The sequence below is a fragment of the Geodermatophilus sp. SYSU D00965 genome (assembly GCF_054050075.1).
Genome location: NZ_JBJGYQ010000002.1, coordinates 196,519 through 212,016, shown reverse-complemented (window position 1 = coordinate 212,016; position 15,498 = coordinate 196,519). Strand labels below are relative to the sequence as shown.

The following is a 15,498-nucleotide window of genomic DNA, read 5'->3' as shown; positions in this document are numbered from 1 at the left end:
GTGGACCGGGAGCCCTTCGTGTTGCGGGCGCCCTTCGCGGACCGAGAGCCCTTCGTGGTGCGGGCGCCCCTGCTCGCCCCGGAGCGGGACCGGGGCGCGGTGGACCTGGGCACGTCGGGGCTCCTGGTTCGGCGAGGTGGTGCCCTACCTGTATCGGCACGGCCCGCCGAGCACGGCACCACGATCCTGGAGGGCCGCCGCCGAACGCAGGGGGAAGGGTCCACCCCCGTCCCAGGACGGGGGTCTGCCTCGGCGGCGTTCTGGCTGCCTCCCTCGTTCCCGCTCGTGCTCGACCCCACGCTCGATCAGGCACGAGCACCTCCGACCGTGGTGGCCGGAGTGCTCCAGCGGACCCGCGTGGAGGAGGCAGACCTGTGAGCACTGGCGAGACCCGACCCGCGACCCACGGTCGAGGTGAACTGGCCTGGGTCCTCTTGGGCGTCTTCGCTCTGGCGATCGTCGCGGTCAAGGTCAGCAACCGGTTCGACCTCCACCTGCCCTGGCTGTACGCAGTGGCGGCCGGCGTGAACGTCGCGATCGTCAGCGCCTGGGCGGCCCGACGGCGCCGTCGACAGCTGCCCGACTGAGCAGGCCACCCAGCCCTTGGCCTGGACGGGCGAGCGGTAGCGGCTACGGCATCCGGTCCCGTCGGTGTTCTGCGTCGACGCCGTCGAGGACCGACGCGCACTCCCGGCAGGTCCCTGCGGCGCCGACGAACCACTCGGGGGCGTGGGCGCGGCGGCAGGAACGGCACCAGCGGAACGAGCGGCGCCGGCGAGCGGCGATGGCCTCGGCCGCTTCGGCGACCACCCCCGGAGTCCACAGGAGGTCGTCGCGGCTGAACTCGCGCCGGTCGGCGGGCTGCAGCTCGGTCCGCTCCCCCCAGCGGGTCAGCGGACGGGCGAGCACGAACCACGGCCCCTCGACGCCGACCACGACCTGCGCCGGCTCGCCGCTGACGAACCACTGCACCAGATCATCCGCGGCGCCCTGCCGTCGCCATCCCCTGCCGAGGGCGCGGACGACGTCGGCGTACCGGACGCCGAGCAGATCGGCCAGCGCCTGCTCGTCGGTGGTCGGGTCCTCTTCGCGCCCCCACTCGAGCCCGCACGACCGGCAGGTGAAGGCGGGGTCCTCCTGCGGCAGCATGCAGCCGCCGAGCGCGACCAGGCCGCGCTCGGCGAGCCGCAAGTCCTCGAGCGCGGGCAGGCCCCAGCGCAGCGGGACCGAGTCCTCCCGCCCGCACTGCGGGCAGACCCGCCCCACCTGGACGCCGACCGGTTCGGCCATGCCACTCCCCGTCTCGTTGACCGTCCGCGCGACGGCCGGGCGCGCATGCTGACAAGCACCACCGACAGGAATCGTGAGACCGCCGAGAGCGGTCAGCCGGCACCCGGGGTGCAGTTGCGCGAGAGGGGTGAGGGCGCACAGGTCGAGCTGCCCCGGCTTGCCGACGTGCCTCTCGACCCGAGGCATGGTGGGCGTGGCGAAGTTCGACACTCGGTCCGAATGGGCGCCACCGCTTGGCACGGCCGCACCATCCACGTAGATCACTCCCGCAGGAGGTCAAGAGGCATGACGCTCCACCGCTCGTCCCGCGTCGCCGGCGCGCTGGTGGGCTCGGCCGTCGGCGACGCGCTCGGCGCACCCTTCGAGTTCGGCCCGCCCGGGCGGTTCACCGCCCGCTTCCCGGAGCCGGCCCGCGGCACGCACACCGAGATGTGCGGCGGTGGCTCGCTCGGTTGGCAGCCGGGTGAGTTCACCGACGACACGCAGATGGCGCTGCTCGTCGCGGAGTCCCTCGCCGAGCGCGGCGGCCTGGACGAGGGCGACCTGTTCGACCGGTTTCGCGCCTGGGTCCAGGCCGGTCCTCCGGACGTCGACATCCAGACCCGCGCCGTCCTGCAGTCCGGGCTCCCCTGGGACCGCGCCGCGGCCGAGCACTTCCGCCGCACCGGACGGGCCGCCGGCAATGGGTCGCTGATGCGGACGACGCCCGCGGCGATCCGGTTCGCCCGCGAGGGGCGCGAGGCGACGATGGACGCCGCCCGCCGGATCTCGGCGCTGACCCACGGCGACCCGTCCGCCGGTGAGGGCTGCGCCGTCTTCCACGAGCTGGTGCGGGTGGCGCTCGACGGCGGCGACCCGCTGGCCGCGATCCCGTCGGCGCTGGAGGCCGTGCACGACGAGCACCGCGGGCGGTGGGCGGAGGTGCTGGCGGCGGGCTGGACGCCCGCGCCCGGCATGCCCAACGGCGCGGTGTGGCCGACGCTCGGCCAGGCGGTGTGGGCGCTCCGGCACGGGCGGGACTTCTCCGAGGTCATGCGGCTGGTCATCGACCTGGGCGGGGACACCGACACGGTGGCCGCGGTCGCCGGCGGGCTGGCCGGGGCGGTCTACGGCATGGGCGGGATCCCGGCGCGGTGGGCCTCGGTGGTGCAGGGCCGCGTGCCGGGCCACGGCGGAAAGGTGTGGCGGCTGGCCGACCTGCAGGAGCTCGCGGCCGCGCTCGACGGCAAGGACGGCGGACCGTACGACCCCGGCGTCATCCCGCGGATCGGCCCGCGTGAGGTCATCCCCGGCATCTGGGCAGGAAACCTCGACGGTGCCCGGTACAGCGAGGAGGACTGCGCCGTCATCTCGCTGTGCCGGCTCGGCGAGCCGTTCCCCCACCGGACGCACCGGATGGCCTACATCGCCGACAACGAGCACAACCACGACCTGGACGCCGTCCTGGCCGACGTCCTCGACGACATGGCCGCGCTGCGCGCCGAGGGTCACCGGCTGCTCGTGCACTGCCACGGCGGCGCCTCGCGCACCGGCCTCGTGCTGCGCGGCTGGCTGGTCCGTGAGGAGGGGATGTCGGTCGCCGCAGCCACCGACTACGTCGCCCGGCGGTGGGAGCACCTGGGGCTGTGGAACGACAGCTTCACTGCCGCACTGCACCGTCTTCGCCGATCAGGTCCCCCGACGTCGCCTGGGAAGACGACTGAGGGCCCCCCGCCGGTGTCGGCGGAAGGCCCTCAGTGAGTGCTGGGCTTACTGCAGGTTGACGGTCACGCCACCCGAGAACATCGAGTCGTGGAGCTCGATCGAGGTCGGGGCCGTACCAGCGGGGACGTCGAAGACGACCTTGCTGTTCAGCGTGTTGCCCGGGTTGACCTCCTCGTACAGCGACGAGGAGTCCTCCAGGTACATGGCAGCCTCGCTGTCGGCCGAGAACTCCTGGCCCTGGGCGTTGAACAGCTTCGCGTTGTCGCCGAAGAAGCTCTGCGCCTCGTCGCCGATGTTGGTGATCGTCACGTCGACGATGCAGAACTGACCCTGGGCCTTGGTGTTCAGGTACTGGCTGCCGATCTCGGTGACGCTGCAGTCGACACCGTTCACGACGAAGTTGAAGTCACCGTCGGCGGCCGGCTGCCCGATCCCCGGATTGGTGTCCGCGGGGGCCTCGGCCGGCTCGTCGGCGGCCGGCGCGTCGGCGGCAGGCGCGTCAGCCGCCGGAGCGTCGGCGACCGGGGCGGTCGCAACGTCGCCCGACGAGGACGAGTCACCTGCAGCACTGGTCGAGTCACCGCCGTCCTTGCTGCCCTGGGTAGCGATGACGGCGATGACGATGATGGCCAGGACGATGAACCAGGCCTTCTTGTAGAACGGCTTCTTGGCCGGGGCGGCCTCGGGCATCGGAGGCGGACCGACGGGCGCGGTGGTCTGGGACATGTCTCCCCTTGATGGGCTGTGACGATCGAGGCGCCGGTGCTGCGGCCACGTCATCGGTGGTGCGTCCGTGCTGTCTCCTCGAGGTGGACACGGGGACAGTGACACGGGGAAGTGCCGGAACACCGCAGGCTCAAAGGGACGCAACCCCACCTTGCGCCTCCTGTCACAGGGCTTGCCTGGCGCCTCGCCACGTCCCGAGCGGACACTCGCAGCACACGAGACCCTCGAGTTCCGTCGCGGCGCGGCAATCGCCACGAGGCGGCCACAGCGGGCGAGCCTTCCGCGGTCAACCGACTCCGTGCCCCCGGGGAGCACCCCTTGACCGACGTCGCCACACTGCGCGAGACCTTCAACGCGACACCGGCCGCCACGATCGCCGCCTCGATCGACGCAGGACTCGTCCGCGTCGAGAGCGGGTCCCGGCGATTCGCCTGCTTCGGTGACGCCACGACGCTGCTGGTGGTGGCGGGTGAGCAGGAAGCCCGGAATGTCGAGCTCGCGCTGGCATACGGCGTGGCCTGGGCCGGTGCGCGACGCCTGCTCCTCGCCCTGCCCGAGCAGATGAGCAACGCGACCGCGCAGCGGATCCCGTGGCTCCGAGCCGACAAGCGGCCGACGCTGTGGCTGCACGACGGGCGTCAGGCCGTACCGGCGCGGATCCGCAGCCGCGACGACACGATCGACGCCGTCCGCACCTCGCTCGGCGACGTGACGCCCGACGTGGAGTTCCGCCGCGCCGCAACTGCGCTGCACCTGCGGGACCGCGCGGACTGGGTGACGGAGCTGGTCGGCCTGGCCACGAGCGACCCCCGGCTGGACGCGGCACACACGCAGTCCGAGCGGTCCTGGCACCACCGGGGTCAGCGTGTGCTCTCCCTCGTGCGCTCGGTCGACGGTGTCCGCATCAAGGCGGGGATCCACCACTCCGGACCCGACCGGGCGCCTCGGGAATGGCCCCTGACTGGTCACCTCACGTCCGCCTGGCTGGCCGAGATCGAGGCCGCGATCGAGGCAGCCGTCATCTCGCGGTCGGCCGGCGACGACCCGGCGATACGTCGGGACGACGAACACCTGCTGCAGTCCGTCCTGCGCCGCTCTCCCACCGTCGTCGGCATCGACCAGCAGGCCCTGCGCGAGGTGCCGGCCTGGCGACCTACGGACACCGACCGCGGGTGGACCCGCGGGTACGTCGACCTCGTCGGGCTGGACGGCAACGGTGACGTCCTGATCGCCGAGACGAAGATCGAGAAGAACGCCGATCCACTCTTCGTCCTGCAGGGCCTCGACTACGTGGTGTGGGCGCACGCGTACCGCTCAGCGCTGGTCGGGCGCCTGGGGGCCGCCGACGACGCTCGGATCCGCCTGGCGCTCGTGATCGGGGCGCACTCGGACGGTTCTCCGCACCTGCCCTCGTACACGCGCGCTCTGGCCGCCGCCCTCGACGACGACGTCACATGGAGCGCACGGGTGGTCCGGGGTTGGGCGGACGCCGATCCGCGGCCGGTCGCCGAACCGCTGGGCCTCCTCGGGTGACAGCACGCGACCACAGCTACCGGGACCGCTGTCGGGTCCAGGCGGCGGCGTGGAAGGCGACCACGCCGTCCCTTCCGGAGGAGGCGCGCCGGCCGGCCCGCTGGCTGTCGGGCGCCGGCGTCGAAGTGGGACCGCCGGTTCCGTTCTGCCTCCCAGCGACATCGGCCGAGCTGAACCTCCTGCCCCACGTCCGCGACGGCGCCCTGGCCCTGTTCCGCGAGCTCGACATCCCCTGGCACATGGGTGCCCGGGGTGGGCCCGGCAACCACCTGCTGTCCTCGCAGGTGCAGTGCGTCAACGCCCTCTTCCCGATGGTCACGGATGCCGATCGCCTGGTCCGTGCCTTCGGCACCGTGCTGGACATCGCCGAGGTGCTCGAGATCGAGCCGGGACGCCGGCTGACGTTCGAGTACATCGGGGATGAGGACGTCCTCGGCGAGAGTCCTGGGCGTCCCCGCCGGCGCGGCACGATGGCGACCAGCTGTGACGCGGCGTTCCTCTACAAGACGTCGACTGGCAGAAGCGAGCTCGCCCTGGTCGAGTGGAAGTACACCGAGGACTACCGGGAGCCGCGGACCCCGCATCCACGCTCGGATGCCACCCGGCGACGGCGGTATGCCCACCTCGTCGCCGCGCCGGACGGACCCCTCGACGGCTCGGTCCTGGACTTCGACGACCTGCTCGACGAGCCCTTCTACCAGCTGATGCGCCAGCAGCTGTTCGCGTCCGAGCTGGAGAAGCGGAGGGCTCAGGGAGCCGAGGTGGTTCGAATCGTGCACGTGCTCCCGCCCGCCAACGACGCGTACCAGGCGAGCCTGACGCGCCCTGCCCACCGCGCGGATGGGACAACGGTGTCGGAGGTGTGGCAGCGCCTGCTGCGCCATCCGGATCGCTTTATCTCCCTGGACCCAGCCGTCTTCACCGACGCGTCCGTAACGACGGACGAGTACTGCGCCCGCTACGGGGAGACCGCTCCCCCGCACCACGAGGAGATCGCATGAGCTACCGCCTGCCCGAGGCCCTGCAGACCGAGGACGACACAAGAGCGCTGGCGTACCTGCGCGAGTACTACGGCCTCGACGGCGGCACTGCCTACACCGGCTCGTACTTCGACGACTGGGGCGACGAGCAGGACCCGAACCGCTTCACGGCAGAGGACGTCGTCGCCGTTACCTTCCTCTCCGTCGTCGTCCCACCGATGGCCGCCCACCGGCTGCTGATCGAGCACACGGAGTTGTTGGCCGGACTGCTCGAGGACCTCGGCCCGGACCGCGACCTGGTCGACGAGGACAGGACCATCGACGACGCCTGGCCCGGGCGCCGGCTGAACCGTGCGCTCCAGGATCGGCTCGCGGGGGTCGGCCCGACCATCGCCAGCAAGCTCTGCGCCCGGAAGCGGCCGCGGATGATCCCGATCTACGACTCCATCGTCCGCGACGTCACCGACGCGCGGCTCGCCCAGTGGGAACCGCTCCGGCAGGAGCTGCGCGCCAACGGCGGCGTCCTGCACGACCGCCTGCTGCGTCTCCGGGACGAGGTCGGTCTGGACGACCGGATCTCCGCCATCCGCGTCCACGACGTCGTCACGTGGATGGAGGGCAAGTACGGCAACGTGCAGCCGACCGGGCTGGACGAGAAGCTGGGCGCCGCCCTCACCGGGGAGTGAGCGGAGTTTCCTCCGCCGAAACGGGGCTTTTCCGCAGCGAGTTCTCGCGGTGCCATTGGAAGAAGTCAGCCGTTGCCTTGTTGAAGGCAGCGCACGTCCGTCCCGTCAGGCGCTCCGCCTGGCGGGACAGGGCGCTGCCGGCAGGGACGCTGTTGGCCGTCATGATCCGCCCCTGTCCGTCCACCCCGACGTAGCCGGCCTCGAAAAGAGCATCACAACCGAAGAGGCAGGCTGGCATGGCGATGCGTGACAGCTGGCGACGTTCATCCTCCGAACACGCGCGACGCGGCTTGATGTGGGCGGCAACCAAAAGTGAGACCGGATATTCCTGCCCACACAATGCGCAGGTTCCAGTCTCCCGCTGACCAAATAGCAGCGCACGGAGTGGCCGCTGCTCCCTGCGCGTTTCCACCATTCTCCGGAGAGATGTATCTCCCTCAAAGGCCTCGAACGGCCAAGGGGTTCCTGCATCGTCATACTCGGGCAGGGAGACGACTGGGGGAGAGCCAGCAACCGATACTCCGGGCAGGGTGGCGAGCACGGCCCCGATGAACGAGCTGCGGTGACCGAGCGTCTCGACGTTGACGGTCACGGCACCGTGGCGGCGAAGAAGCTGCAACCCGTTGTCCACCCACGCAATGGGAACCGGCTGACCTTCTGGCGACTTCTCGGTCCCCACGACGACATTCGGCGGCTCAAGCGAGAGGATACGGTTCCACCGACCCCTCCGAGCCGTCGCAAGCTCCCGCCCCACCAAACCGGTCAGGACCTGTACCGCGTCGCGGATATCCCGCGTGGCGGCGCTCGCCACTTCGTGGCCAGGGGCGTCCAGTCCCCATGAATGAACGATCTCGTCGTCCACAACGGCCCAGCCATGCTGCCGCATCCGGAGGGCGGCTGGCCGAGAGACGTAGAGCTCCCTGACCGGCTTCGCGTGCCAGGCGAGGTAGACACCGGGCTCGTCCGGCTTGTCGGCCGTGTAGGGGTCGGACCAGACGTCTGCCTCCGACAAGGCGTGGAACTCGGCGATGGGTCGCACTGCCTCCGCCACGCGGTTGAACGTGCCTCGGATGAGACCCGTCACCTCCACCTCCCAGCTCAACCGACAGCCGCCAGGCCAGGACTCGACGAGGATGACGTGATCCCCCTCAGACAACTCCGCCCACGGAGACAAGCGGCGCTGCCAAAGGTTCCAGAAGTCCCACTCCTCGACATCCGTGCCGGTCGACCGCTCCGGCTCCGAGGAACAGGTCGAGTTGTGGAAGTAGATGTTCATAAAGTTCTCCGCTCCGTACCCCCATAAACTGTCACAAGCTCAGGAAGAACAGTTGCCATCTCGACGAGCCGACAGAGCGCGTTGACCTGCCGCAACTGCTCCGGCGTCCGCACGGTGGCGTCCAACAGGTCCTCGCTCATCACGACGACGGCCAGCGCCTTCGCGCGCGACACCGCCACATTGAGCCGGTGCAGGTCGTAGAGGAACGAGACCCCTCGCGGGGCGTCCTCGGCCGACGTCGACGTCATCGAGTAGACGACGACCGGCGCCTCCTGCCCCTGGAACCTGTCCACGGTCCCGACCCGCGCGCCGTCGGGCAGCAGACTCCGGATACGAGCGACCTGGTTGTTGTACGGCGCGACCACGAGCACGTCGTCCGCACCGATGACAGACCGCTCCCCCGCCGCATCGACCCAGCCGACGCCCTGCAGCGAGCGCCACAGCTCGGCCACCGCACGAGCCTCGTCGTCCGACGCAGCGGCAGCAGGCTTCGTGTGCTCGACGAACCGGACGGCGAGCCCGCTCGTCCAGCCGTCCACCGCGATCCGCTCACGACCGGCCGCCGACTCCAGCCGCCCCTCGTACGCGAGGTCGGAGACGAACGCGGTCAGCGCGGGATGCATCCGGTAGGTCCGGTCGAGGAAGACGCCGCGGTCCTCCGGCACGGTCGGATGCCCCTCGAGCAGGTGCTCGAGCGCCGAGAGCCCCGACTCCCCCGGGTGCACGGCCTGCGTCGGCTGCGCCAGCTGCTGCGGGTCGCCGAGCAGCACCAGCGACTTCGCAGCGCGCGCCACGGCGACCGCGTTGGCGAGCGAGAACTGCCCCGCCTCGTCGATCACCAGGACGTCGACCGCCTCGGCCAGCTCGGGACGGGTCCAGAACCACGATGTCCCGCCCACCAGCGACGCCGAACCGTCCAGCAGCCGGGAGGCCACCTCGGCGGAGTCCTTCGACCACTCCACGCCCGGCGCCCCGCAGGCCTGGTGCTCCTCGCACTTCTGCAGCGCCGGCCGGCCGACGGCCTGCAGCACGTTGCCGATCACCGCGTGGGACTGCGCCGTGACGCCGACCTTCTTGCCGGCGTCCAGCAGCGCGCGGATCAGCCGCGACGCCGCCCGCGTCTTCCCGCTCCCGGGCGGCCCCTGCACGGCGAGCACCTCACAGTCCAACTCCAGTCCGAGCCGGACGACGGCGTCCCCGGCCTGCTCCCCCGGCAGCCGCCGGCAGTCGGCCGGGACGACGCGGTCGAGCAGCGCCTGCCCAAGACACGGCCGGCCGGCGAGGACGTCGTCCGCGGTGGCGACGATCGCCGCGCGCATCTGCTTGTCGTCGAGCGGTCCCTCGGGGCCGAGCCCGCGGACGGCGCCCGGCTGCTTCGTGCTCTTGATGACGATCCGCCCACCGACGGCGTCGATCTCGTGGACCTGACCGATGCGGGCGCGAGTGTCGACGTCAAAGGCGACCGACTTGACCGACAGCTTCGTGTCCTGCGGCAGGAAGGTGAACTCGTACAGCCGGCTCTTCTTCTCCGCGCCGATGTCAACCGCGACGGAGAGCCCGCCGAGCGCGGTGCGGTCCTCGACGAGCTGCTCGTCCTCCAGGTCGCCGCGGCTGAAGAACTCCCACCACCCCGGCCGGGCCTCGCGGCGGTGCCACTGCACGAGGTCGCCGAGCAGGTCGTGGCCCCTCGTCTGCAGCTGCTCGACCAGGGCCAGCTCCGCCACCTCGGCGTCCGACTGCGGCTTGGGCGCATCGATCTCGGACAGCACCGGGCGCGGCAGCTCGCCGTGCTCCGCCTCCAGCTCGGCGCGCTGGGTCTCCAGCCAGTCGTGCAGCTCGCGGGTGGAGTCGACGTCGTCGCGGTTGTAGTCGTGGATGGCCCGCAGGCGGGCCGGGTCGCGGTCCATCAGCCACTTCTCGTACTCGACGACGCTGGACATCGCGTCGGCGACGTCGCCGGTGTGCTCGCGCCCGTAGAAGGCCTCGACCTTCTTGATCGAGTAGGACTCCTTGCTGATCCGCATCGACTGGCAGACGACGGGATAGAGGTCGACGAACCGCTCGGCGCGCAGCAGCTGGTCGAGCTCGGCCTCGCGGACGCCGTACCGGCCGGTGAGCCGCTTGAGCGCGCTGACCTCGTAGGCGGCGTAGTGGTAGACGTGCATGCCGGGGTCTGCGCGCCAGGCGTCGACGACGTGGTCGATCAGGTCCTCGACCATGCGGCGTTCCTTGGCGGCGTCGTGCGCCCAGAGGGCGGTGAAGCGGCCCTGCCGGTCGCCGAGGCCGGCCAGGTACTCCAGGCCCTGGCCGTCGCCGGAGAGCGGGTCGCCCTCGAAGTCGAGGTAGAGGTCGCCGGGGCTGGGCGCGGGGAGCCTCGAGAGTCCCTGGGCGGGGTTGGGTGCGAGCAGGGTCCGGGTGGGCGATCCGGCCTGGCGGCCGCGCAGCTGCTCGCGGGCCTGGTCACGCAGCCGCTCCCGGGTGCCCTTCGTGATGCCGGTGGCCTTGAGGACGTCGTCTGTGGCGTTCGCGAGCTGCTCGAGCGTGGTGACGCCGACGCCGATCAGCGCGCCTCGCTGGTCGCGGCGCATGCCGGCGACGAGGCTGAGGTCGTCGCCGGTGCGCAGCTCGTCCTCACACCGGGCCTTCCACGAGCACTGGCCGCAGTGCGCGATCGGGACGGGGCCAGTGCTTCCGGGGTTGGCGACGAAGGTCTCCAGTCGGGTGCGGGCGCGGCGGGCGTAGGCGGCGACGTCGACCAGCCGCCACGGCCGGGACTCGCCGTCACCGGTGACGACGCAGATGCGCTCCGGCGCGCGGCCCTGGAGAATCGCGAGCCGGTCGGCGTAGGTGGCCATCTGCAGCAGCGCCGGCACCTTGATGCGGCGGGCGAGCTTGGCGTCGGCGACCTCGTAGGACCAGTCGCCGAGGTCGGACGGCGCGGCCGTCTTCAGGAGGAAGTCGGCCTGGCCACCCCAGGTGCCGTCGAACAGCGTCGCCTGGTGGATGACGTCGACGCCGGCGCGCATCGCCTCGAGCGTCGCCGCCTCGCTGCGGCTCTGGTGGAGGCGGACGACCTCAAGGCCCTGCTCCTCCAGTGACTCCAGGTAGCGGAGCTCGTGGGCGATGCCGAGGTCGGCGACGAGCACCGTTTGGTCATTGACCCCCTCGGCGAGCGGCTGCAGGTGGCCGCCGGCCACCGCGAGGTTGAGGGCGGTGAGGTGGTGACACTCCTGGTGCTGGGTCAGGTCACTGGGGCTGAGGACCAGCCGCCCGTCGACGCGGTACACGACTCAGCCCTCCGTCGGACGGACCGCGGGCAGGGATGAGTGCGGCAACGTTCCCCCGTGGTGCTGTGCGCAGAGCCTCGGGGAGGTTGTCACGGACGACGCCGTCCCGGAAGTTCCCGCGCCGTGCGCGTGCGCTGTCGCCCTGTCCAACACCACCGGACCGTTGGCTGAACCGGGGACCGTTCGACCTATTGCCTGATGTCTACAGAGGGGCTCGCCGGTCGCATCCGGGGCCGGTCAGTCGCAATCGAGGCCGGCACCGCCGACGAGTTGGACAGTGACCTTGCGGTTCTGGGCTGCAGCCCCCTCGATGAGGTGACCGTTCGCGTCGTGGTCCTCGACGTAGCCCGGGAAGTCGCTACCGAGTCCGATGGCAGCCATTGCGTCCGGCTGGACGTCGAGGTTCTGCTCCAGGAGTGACCGCACGGCCTCGGCCCGGCTCAGGCTCAGCTCCACCTGACCGGCCTCATCCCCCACGTTGGCCGTCGTCCCGATCAGGACCGCAGAGACGCCGGGCTGGGCGAGCTGCTGTGCCAGCGGTTCCAGAAGCTCCACGGTCGCGTCGCGGTTCATCAAGTCCGCGCTGTCCGCGTTGAACTGCACCGATTCGCTGGTCAGCGTGACGGTGCAGGTCTGCCCGCCACGCACCTCGACGGGAGTGACCCAGGGCAAACCATTGGCCGGGGCCTTGGTCAGCGGTGTCTGCTGGATGACCACGTCAACGTCACTGGCCGCTCGGATGATGGCCGTCCAGATAGCAACGAGGTTCATCCTCTGGGGCCGCTCAAGCGGCACCTGAGGAGCGAAGGTGTCACCGATTCCCTGGAACACGACCCTGACGCCCTCGAGGTCAGGCAGGTAGCCGGCCTCGGCTCGGTCGGCCGCCAGCGTGTCGGGGCTCGCGTCGAGCAGACCCGGCTCCCGGAAGTCCAAGGCTCCAGCCGTGGACAGCCCTGAGTCGATGACGACCACGGTGCGGTCACCGTGCGCGGACTCGATGGACCGGACTGCGAGGTCGATGGCAGCGAGCAGATCGGTCTCCTCGTCTTCCGCCCGCGCCGAAGTCAGCCCGTCGATGACCTCCTGTCGGTTCTCCTCTTTGCTGGCCTGGCGCGCCTGACTCGTCGCTCCTTCGGCGATCAGCTGCTTCGTCCCCAGCAGGTTCGGCTCGCCGTCTGCCACGACGATCGCCACTAGCGACTGGTCCTCGACCGCGGTGTCGAGCGCCTCCAGCGCCTGGCCGTCCAGGTGGACGGCTGGCATGTTGTTGCGGGCGCCGACCACGAAGGCCACACCGCCGGTCGGTTCTGGTCCGTCGTCGCCGCAGCCGGCGAGGCCGGCGACGAGGGCGGCTGAGGCGGCAACCGTCAGCAGACGGCGCACGGGACGAGGAGTCGACACGGTCAGTTCTTCCGTTCTGGGTTTGGTGCGGTGGAGCCGTCAGGAGGTGGGGCCCCGGCCGGTGACGAGACCCGTAGTCGCCTCAGGGAGACCCAGGTGGGTTGCCACCTCGACGCGCACCAACTCCTTGAGCTCGTCGATCTGGGCGTCGACCTGGGCGACGGCGTCCAGGGCGAGCTGCGACGCGCGGTCGGCGTCGGCACGGGCCTGCTCGAGCGCCTGCTTTACCTCGTTGAGCTTCTGCACCTCGTCCGCAACCGCCTTGCGCTCCTTCGGCAGCCGCTTGCGCAGCGACAGGTAGGTCTTCATGCGCGGGTGGTGGGTGGAGAAGCCGGAGTAGTACGCGAGCAGCCCGGACGCCAGGAACAAGCCCGCCAGCAGCGCGGCCGACAGCAGCGGGTCGGTGCCCGTGGTCGTCGCCGTGGCGGTCCCGAAGCCCCCGGTCGTCGTACCGGAGTCCTCCGCGTTGAGGCGGAAGACGAAGGCGACGCCACCGAGTGTCAGCCAGCCGAGGGCCATCAGGGTGATCGCCACCCGGCCGATGCCACCCCGCGCCTCGCGGAGGTCCTTCACCGCGCGGCCGATCCCGTGCATGAGACCGACGGATGCGGCCGCGAAGGCGAGCGTGAGCGCGCCGATGATCAACTCGCCGGACTCGCGGTACGCCTTGGCGAGGACGATGTAGAAGGTGGCCACGTCACCGACCGCGGCCAGGAACAGCAGTCCCTTGGTCACGAGGCCGTGCGCCCAGTCGTTGACCAGCCCCTCCAGGGGGTCGAGCGTCGGCCGCGGCCGGCGGCGACGCTCGCGGGACTCGACGGGTGACCGCTCAGCCTGCCCGAGCAGCCGCGCCTCGTGGAGGTCGATCAGGTGCTCGGTGTGCTCCACCTCGGCGGTCGCCGCCTCGAGGCGCTGCTCCGCGACGAGCACCTCGGCCTCGAGCCGGCCGACCTCACGCTGCGCCGCGAGCTCCGCCTTCGTGCGGCCGGCCGCGACCTCCGCGCGCCGGGTGCGGCGCACCCCTTCCAGCCAGGGGTCGAGGACGTCACCGTTGGCGGCGTCGAGCGAGCCGGCCTGAGCCAGCTCCCCGACGCGGCGCCGGACGTCCTCGCGCGCGTCGCGGTGACCGGCGAACGGCCAGGCGACGTCGATCGTGACGGCGGGCTGGTCGTTCTGCGGCGAGCGGGACCACGGACGGCTCACGCGGACACTCCCGAGGGTTCGTCGGTCGGCAGGGACAGGTCGACCGCGGCCCAGGCCGGCGGTCGGGCGAGGTCGGTGCTCCACCGGCGCACCAGCTCCTCGCGCTCCGGGTGCCGGCGGATGAGGGCGCGGCGGTAGACGGCGGCCTGGCGGTTGGTGAACTTGCTCAGCCGCACCACACGCGAGCGGGCGACGTCGGCCTTGGCGCGGGCTCGGGCCTGCAGGTCGGCCCGCTCGGCCAGCGCCTCGTCGAGCTGCTGCTGGACGTCGGCCTGCGCCGCGCGGGCCCGGTCAAGCTGGCGACGGTGGGCGACCATCCGGCGCTCGCGGGTGGCCGACTCGGTCATCGCCTCCTCGCCGGGATAGCGCATGGCCAGCCACTCCTCCGTCGGCGGCTGCGCGCAGCGCGCGACCTCGTCGGACTGGCGGGCCAGGGCGCTGGCCAGCGACGTCACCTGGGCCTCGAGCTGGCCCAGCCGGACCACGAGGGGGTCGACCTCGGCGAGGTACCGGGTGCGCTCGCGCTCGCAGGCGTCGCCGAACTGGGCGACGAGCTCATGCAGGACGGGCGTGGTGGCGGCGTCCAGCCCGACGGGCAGACCGGCGCGTCGGTCGTTGCGGGCGTACCACCGCAGCCTCAGCCGCTGATCCAGCGGGATGCGCAGGGTGCGGAAGCCGAAGTCGACCTGGTCCGTGCTGAGTCCGACCACGCTCACTCCCGTCGCAATTGGGGCGCCGTCCAACCATGGACTGGCTGACGCGGAGCACCGACGGCTGACGGTTCCCCGGTCGCCTACACGCGCGGTTACGGCGCAGGGGTGGGCGGCGATCGGAACCTATGTGTGCCGGAATGCCGTTGGCGTGGCTTCGGTGGGCGCCCTCATCCCAAGGAGGGAGTGCGGCTACGCGCTCGCCCCGGGTTGGACGGACTGCTCTCGGCGGCGGATGACGATGGCCGGCTCGCCCGGTGGGAAGTAGGCGGCCCGACGGCGTGCGAGCCGACGGAGCTCCCAGTTCCAGGGCACCCGGGCCGACTTCCGCTTGTTGTGCCACGGGCACAGCGCCTGACCGTTCCCGACGCTGGTCGCGCCACCGCGGCTGTGCGGTGGACGTGGTCGGCCTGCAGGTCCTCGGTGGCCGTACAGCGCCCCTCGAGCAGCGAGTGGTGCTCGCACCGGTGGCCCGCCCGCTCCAAGATCACCCGCCTGTCGGCGCGCGAGAACCGACGCACCGGGTCGGGCCGGCGCCGCCTGTGGATCTCGGAGCGGCCCGCCCGGACGACGGTGCTCACCGCGGCGACCACGAGCAACGCAACGAGCCACGGCTCGTGCGGGACGGAGGCGAGCACGCCGCGGATGACGTCGCCGAGCGCTGCGGTCGGGTCAACGGCGGAGGACGTGGCCACGGAGGCC

At 71.5% G+C, this 15,498-nt stretch carries 12 protein-coding genes; 5 read left to right on the top strand and 7 right to left on the bottom strand.

The window, feature by feature from the left end:
- Positions 1-434: 434 nt before the first annotated feature.
- Positions 435-587 carry a hypothetical protein gene (locus ACI789_RS02595; RefSeq protein ID WP_457006586.1) on the top strand — a complete coding sequence of 51 codons (153 nt, stop codon included), beginning with the start codon at positions 435-437 and terminating at the stop codon, positions 585-587.
- Between the two features lie 43 nt (positions 588-630).
- Here ACI789_RS02595 and ACI789_RS02590 read toward each other — a convergent pair whose 3' ends face one another.
- Positions 631-1,290: a hypothetical protein gene (locus ACI789_RS02590; protein WP_457006585.1), complete on the bottom strand. Its 660-nt coding sequence runs from the start codon at positions 1,288-1,290 to the stop codon at positions 631-633.
- A gap of 285 nt (positions 1,291-1,575) precedes the next feature.
- Here ACI789_RS02590 and ACI789_RS02585 point away from each other — a divergent pair, with 285 nt between their 5' ends.
- A complete protein-coding gene (locus ACI789_RS02585; protein ID WP_457006584.1) occupies positions 1,576-3,030 on the top strand; it encodes an ADP-ribosylglycohydrolase family protein in 1,455 nt (484 codons plus the stop codon).
- 9 nt (positions 3,031-3,039) lie between these two features.
- Here the strand turns inward: ACI789_RS02585 and ACI789_RS02580 are convergent, their stop codons facing one another.
- A complete protein-coding gene (locus ACI789_RS02580) occupies positions 3,040-3,720 on the bottom strand; it encodes a DUF4352 domain-containing protein (protein WP_457006583.1) in 681 nt (226 codons plus the stop codon).
- A gap of 318 nt (positions 3,721-4,038) precedes the next feature.
- On the opposite strand from ACI789_RS02580, the gene ACI789_RS02575 reads away from it, so the two are divergent.
- Genes ACI789_RS02575 through ACI789_RS02565 form a run of 3 tightly spaced genes read left to right on the top strand, consistent with a single transcriptional unit; the run spans position 4,039 to position 6,919 of the window.
- Entirely contained in the window at positions 4,039-5,253 is a 1,215-nt protein-coding gene (locus ACI789_RS02575) for a hypothetical protein (protein WP_457006582.1), read from the top strand.
- Positions 5,250-6,254: a PGN_0703 family putative restriction endonuclease gene (locus ACI789_RS02570; protein ID WP_457006581.1), complete on the top strand. Its 1,005-nt coding sequence runs from the start codon at positions 5,250-5,252 to the stop codon at positions 6,252-6,254. The genes ACI789_RS02575 and ACI789_RS02570 overlap by 4 nt, the downstream gene beginning before the upstream one ends.
- Complete coding sequence (locus ACI789_RS02565; RefSeq protein WP_457006580.1) at positions 6,251-6,919, top strand: DUF6308 family protein; 669 nt, start codon at positions 6,251-6,253, stop codon at positions 6,917-6,919. Before ACI789_RS02570 ends, ACI789_RS02565 begins: the two co-directional genes overlap by 4 nt.
- On the opposite strand, the gene ACI789_RS02560 is transcribed toward ACI789_RS02565, so the two are convergent.
- From ACI789_RS02560 to ACI789_RS02540, 5 genes are all read right to left on the bottom strand, one after another.
- Complete coding sequence (locus ACI789_RS02560) at positions 6,906-8,195, bottom strand: hypothetical protein (protein ID WP_457006579.1); 1,290 nt, start codon at positions 8,193-8,195, stop codon at positions 6,906-6,908. The two genes, ACI789_RS02565 and ACI789_RS02560, sit on opposite strands and share 14 nt — an antisense overlap.
- Entirely contained in the window at positions 8,192-11,482 is a 3,291-nt protein-coding gene (locus tag ACI789_RS02555) for a TM0106 family RecB-like putative nuclease (protein ID WP_457006578.1), read from the bottom strand. The genes ACI789_RS02560 and ACI789_RS02555 overlap by 4 nt, the downstream gene beginning before the upstream one ends.
- A gap of 237 nt (positions 11,483-11,719) precedes the next feature.
- Positions 11,720-12,865 (bottom strand): OmpA family protein, encoded by a 1,146-nt coding sequence (locus tag ACI789_RS02550; protein ID WP_457006577.1) that lies wholly within the window; start codon positions 12,863-12,865, stop codon positions 11,720-11,722.
- Positions 12,866-12,922: 57 nt separating this feature from the next.
- On the bottom strand, positions 12,923-14,086 hold the full coding sequence (locus ACI789_RS02545) for a hypothetical protein (protein WP_457006576.1): 1,164 nt from the start codon (positions 14,084-14,086) through the stop codon (positions 12,923-12,925).
- Entirely contained in the window at positions 14,083-14,796 is a 714-nt protein-coding gene (locus ACI789_RS02540; RefSeq protein ID WP_457006575.1) for a hypothetical protein, read from the bottom strand. The genes ACI789_RS02545 and ACI789_RS02540 overlap by 4 nt, the downstream gene beginning before the upstream one ends.
- Positions 14,797-15,498: the final 702 nt, after the last annotated feature.

What these genes read in the sequence shown, in the direction of transcription:
- ACI789_RS02580 (WP_457006583.1), bottom strand. Translation starts at nt 3,720, where the DNA reads ATGTCCCAGACCACCGCGCCCGTCGGTCCGCCTCCGATGCCCGAGGCC.
- ACI789_RS02560 (WP_457006579.1), bottom strand. Translation starts at nt 8,195, where the DNA reads ATGAACATCTACTTCCACAACTCGACCTGTTCCTCGGAGCCGGAGCGG.
- ACI789_RS02565 (WP_457006580.1), top strand. Translation starts at nt 6,251, where the DNA reads ATGAGCTACCGCCTGCCCGAGGCCCTGCAGACCGAGGACGACACAAGA.
- ACI789_RS02590 (WP_457006585.1), bottom strand. Translation starts at nt 1,290, where the DNA reads ATGGCCGAACCGGTCGGCGTCCAGGTGGGGCGGGTCTGCCCGCAGTGC.
- ACI789_RS02585 (WP_457006584.1), top strand. Translation starts at nt 1,576, where the DNA reads ATGACGCTCCACCGCTCGTCCCGCGTCGCCGGCGCGCTGGTGGGCTCG.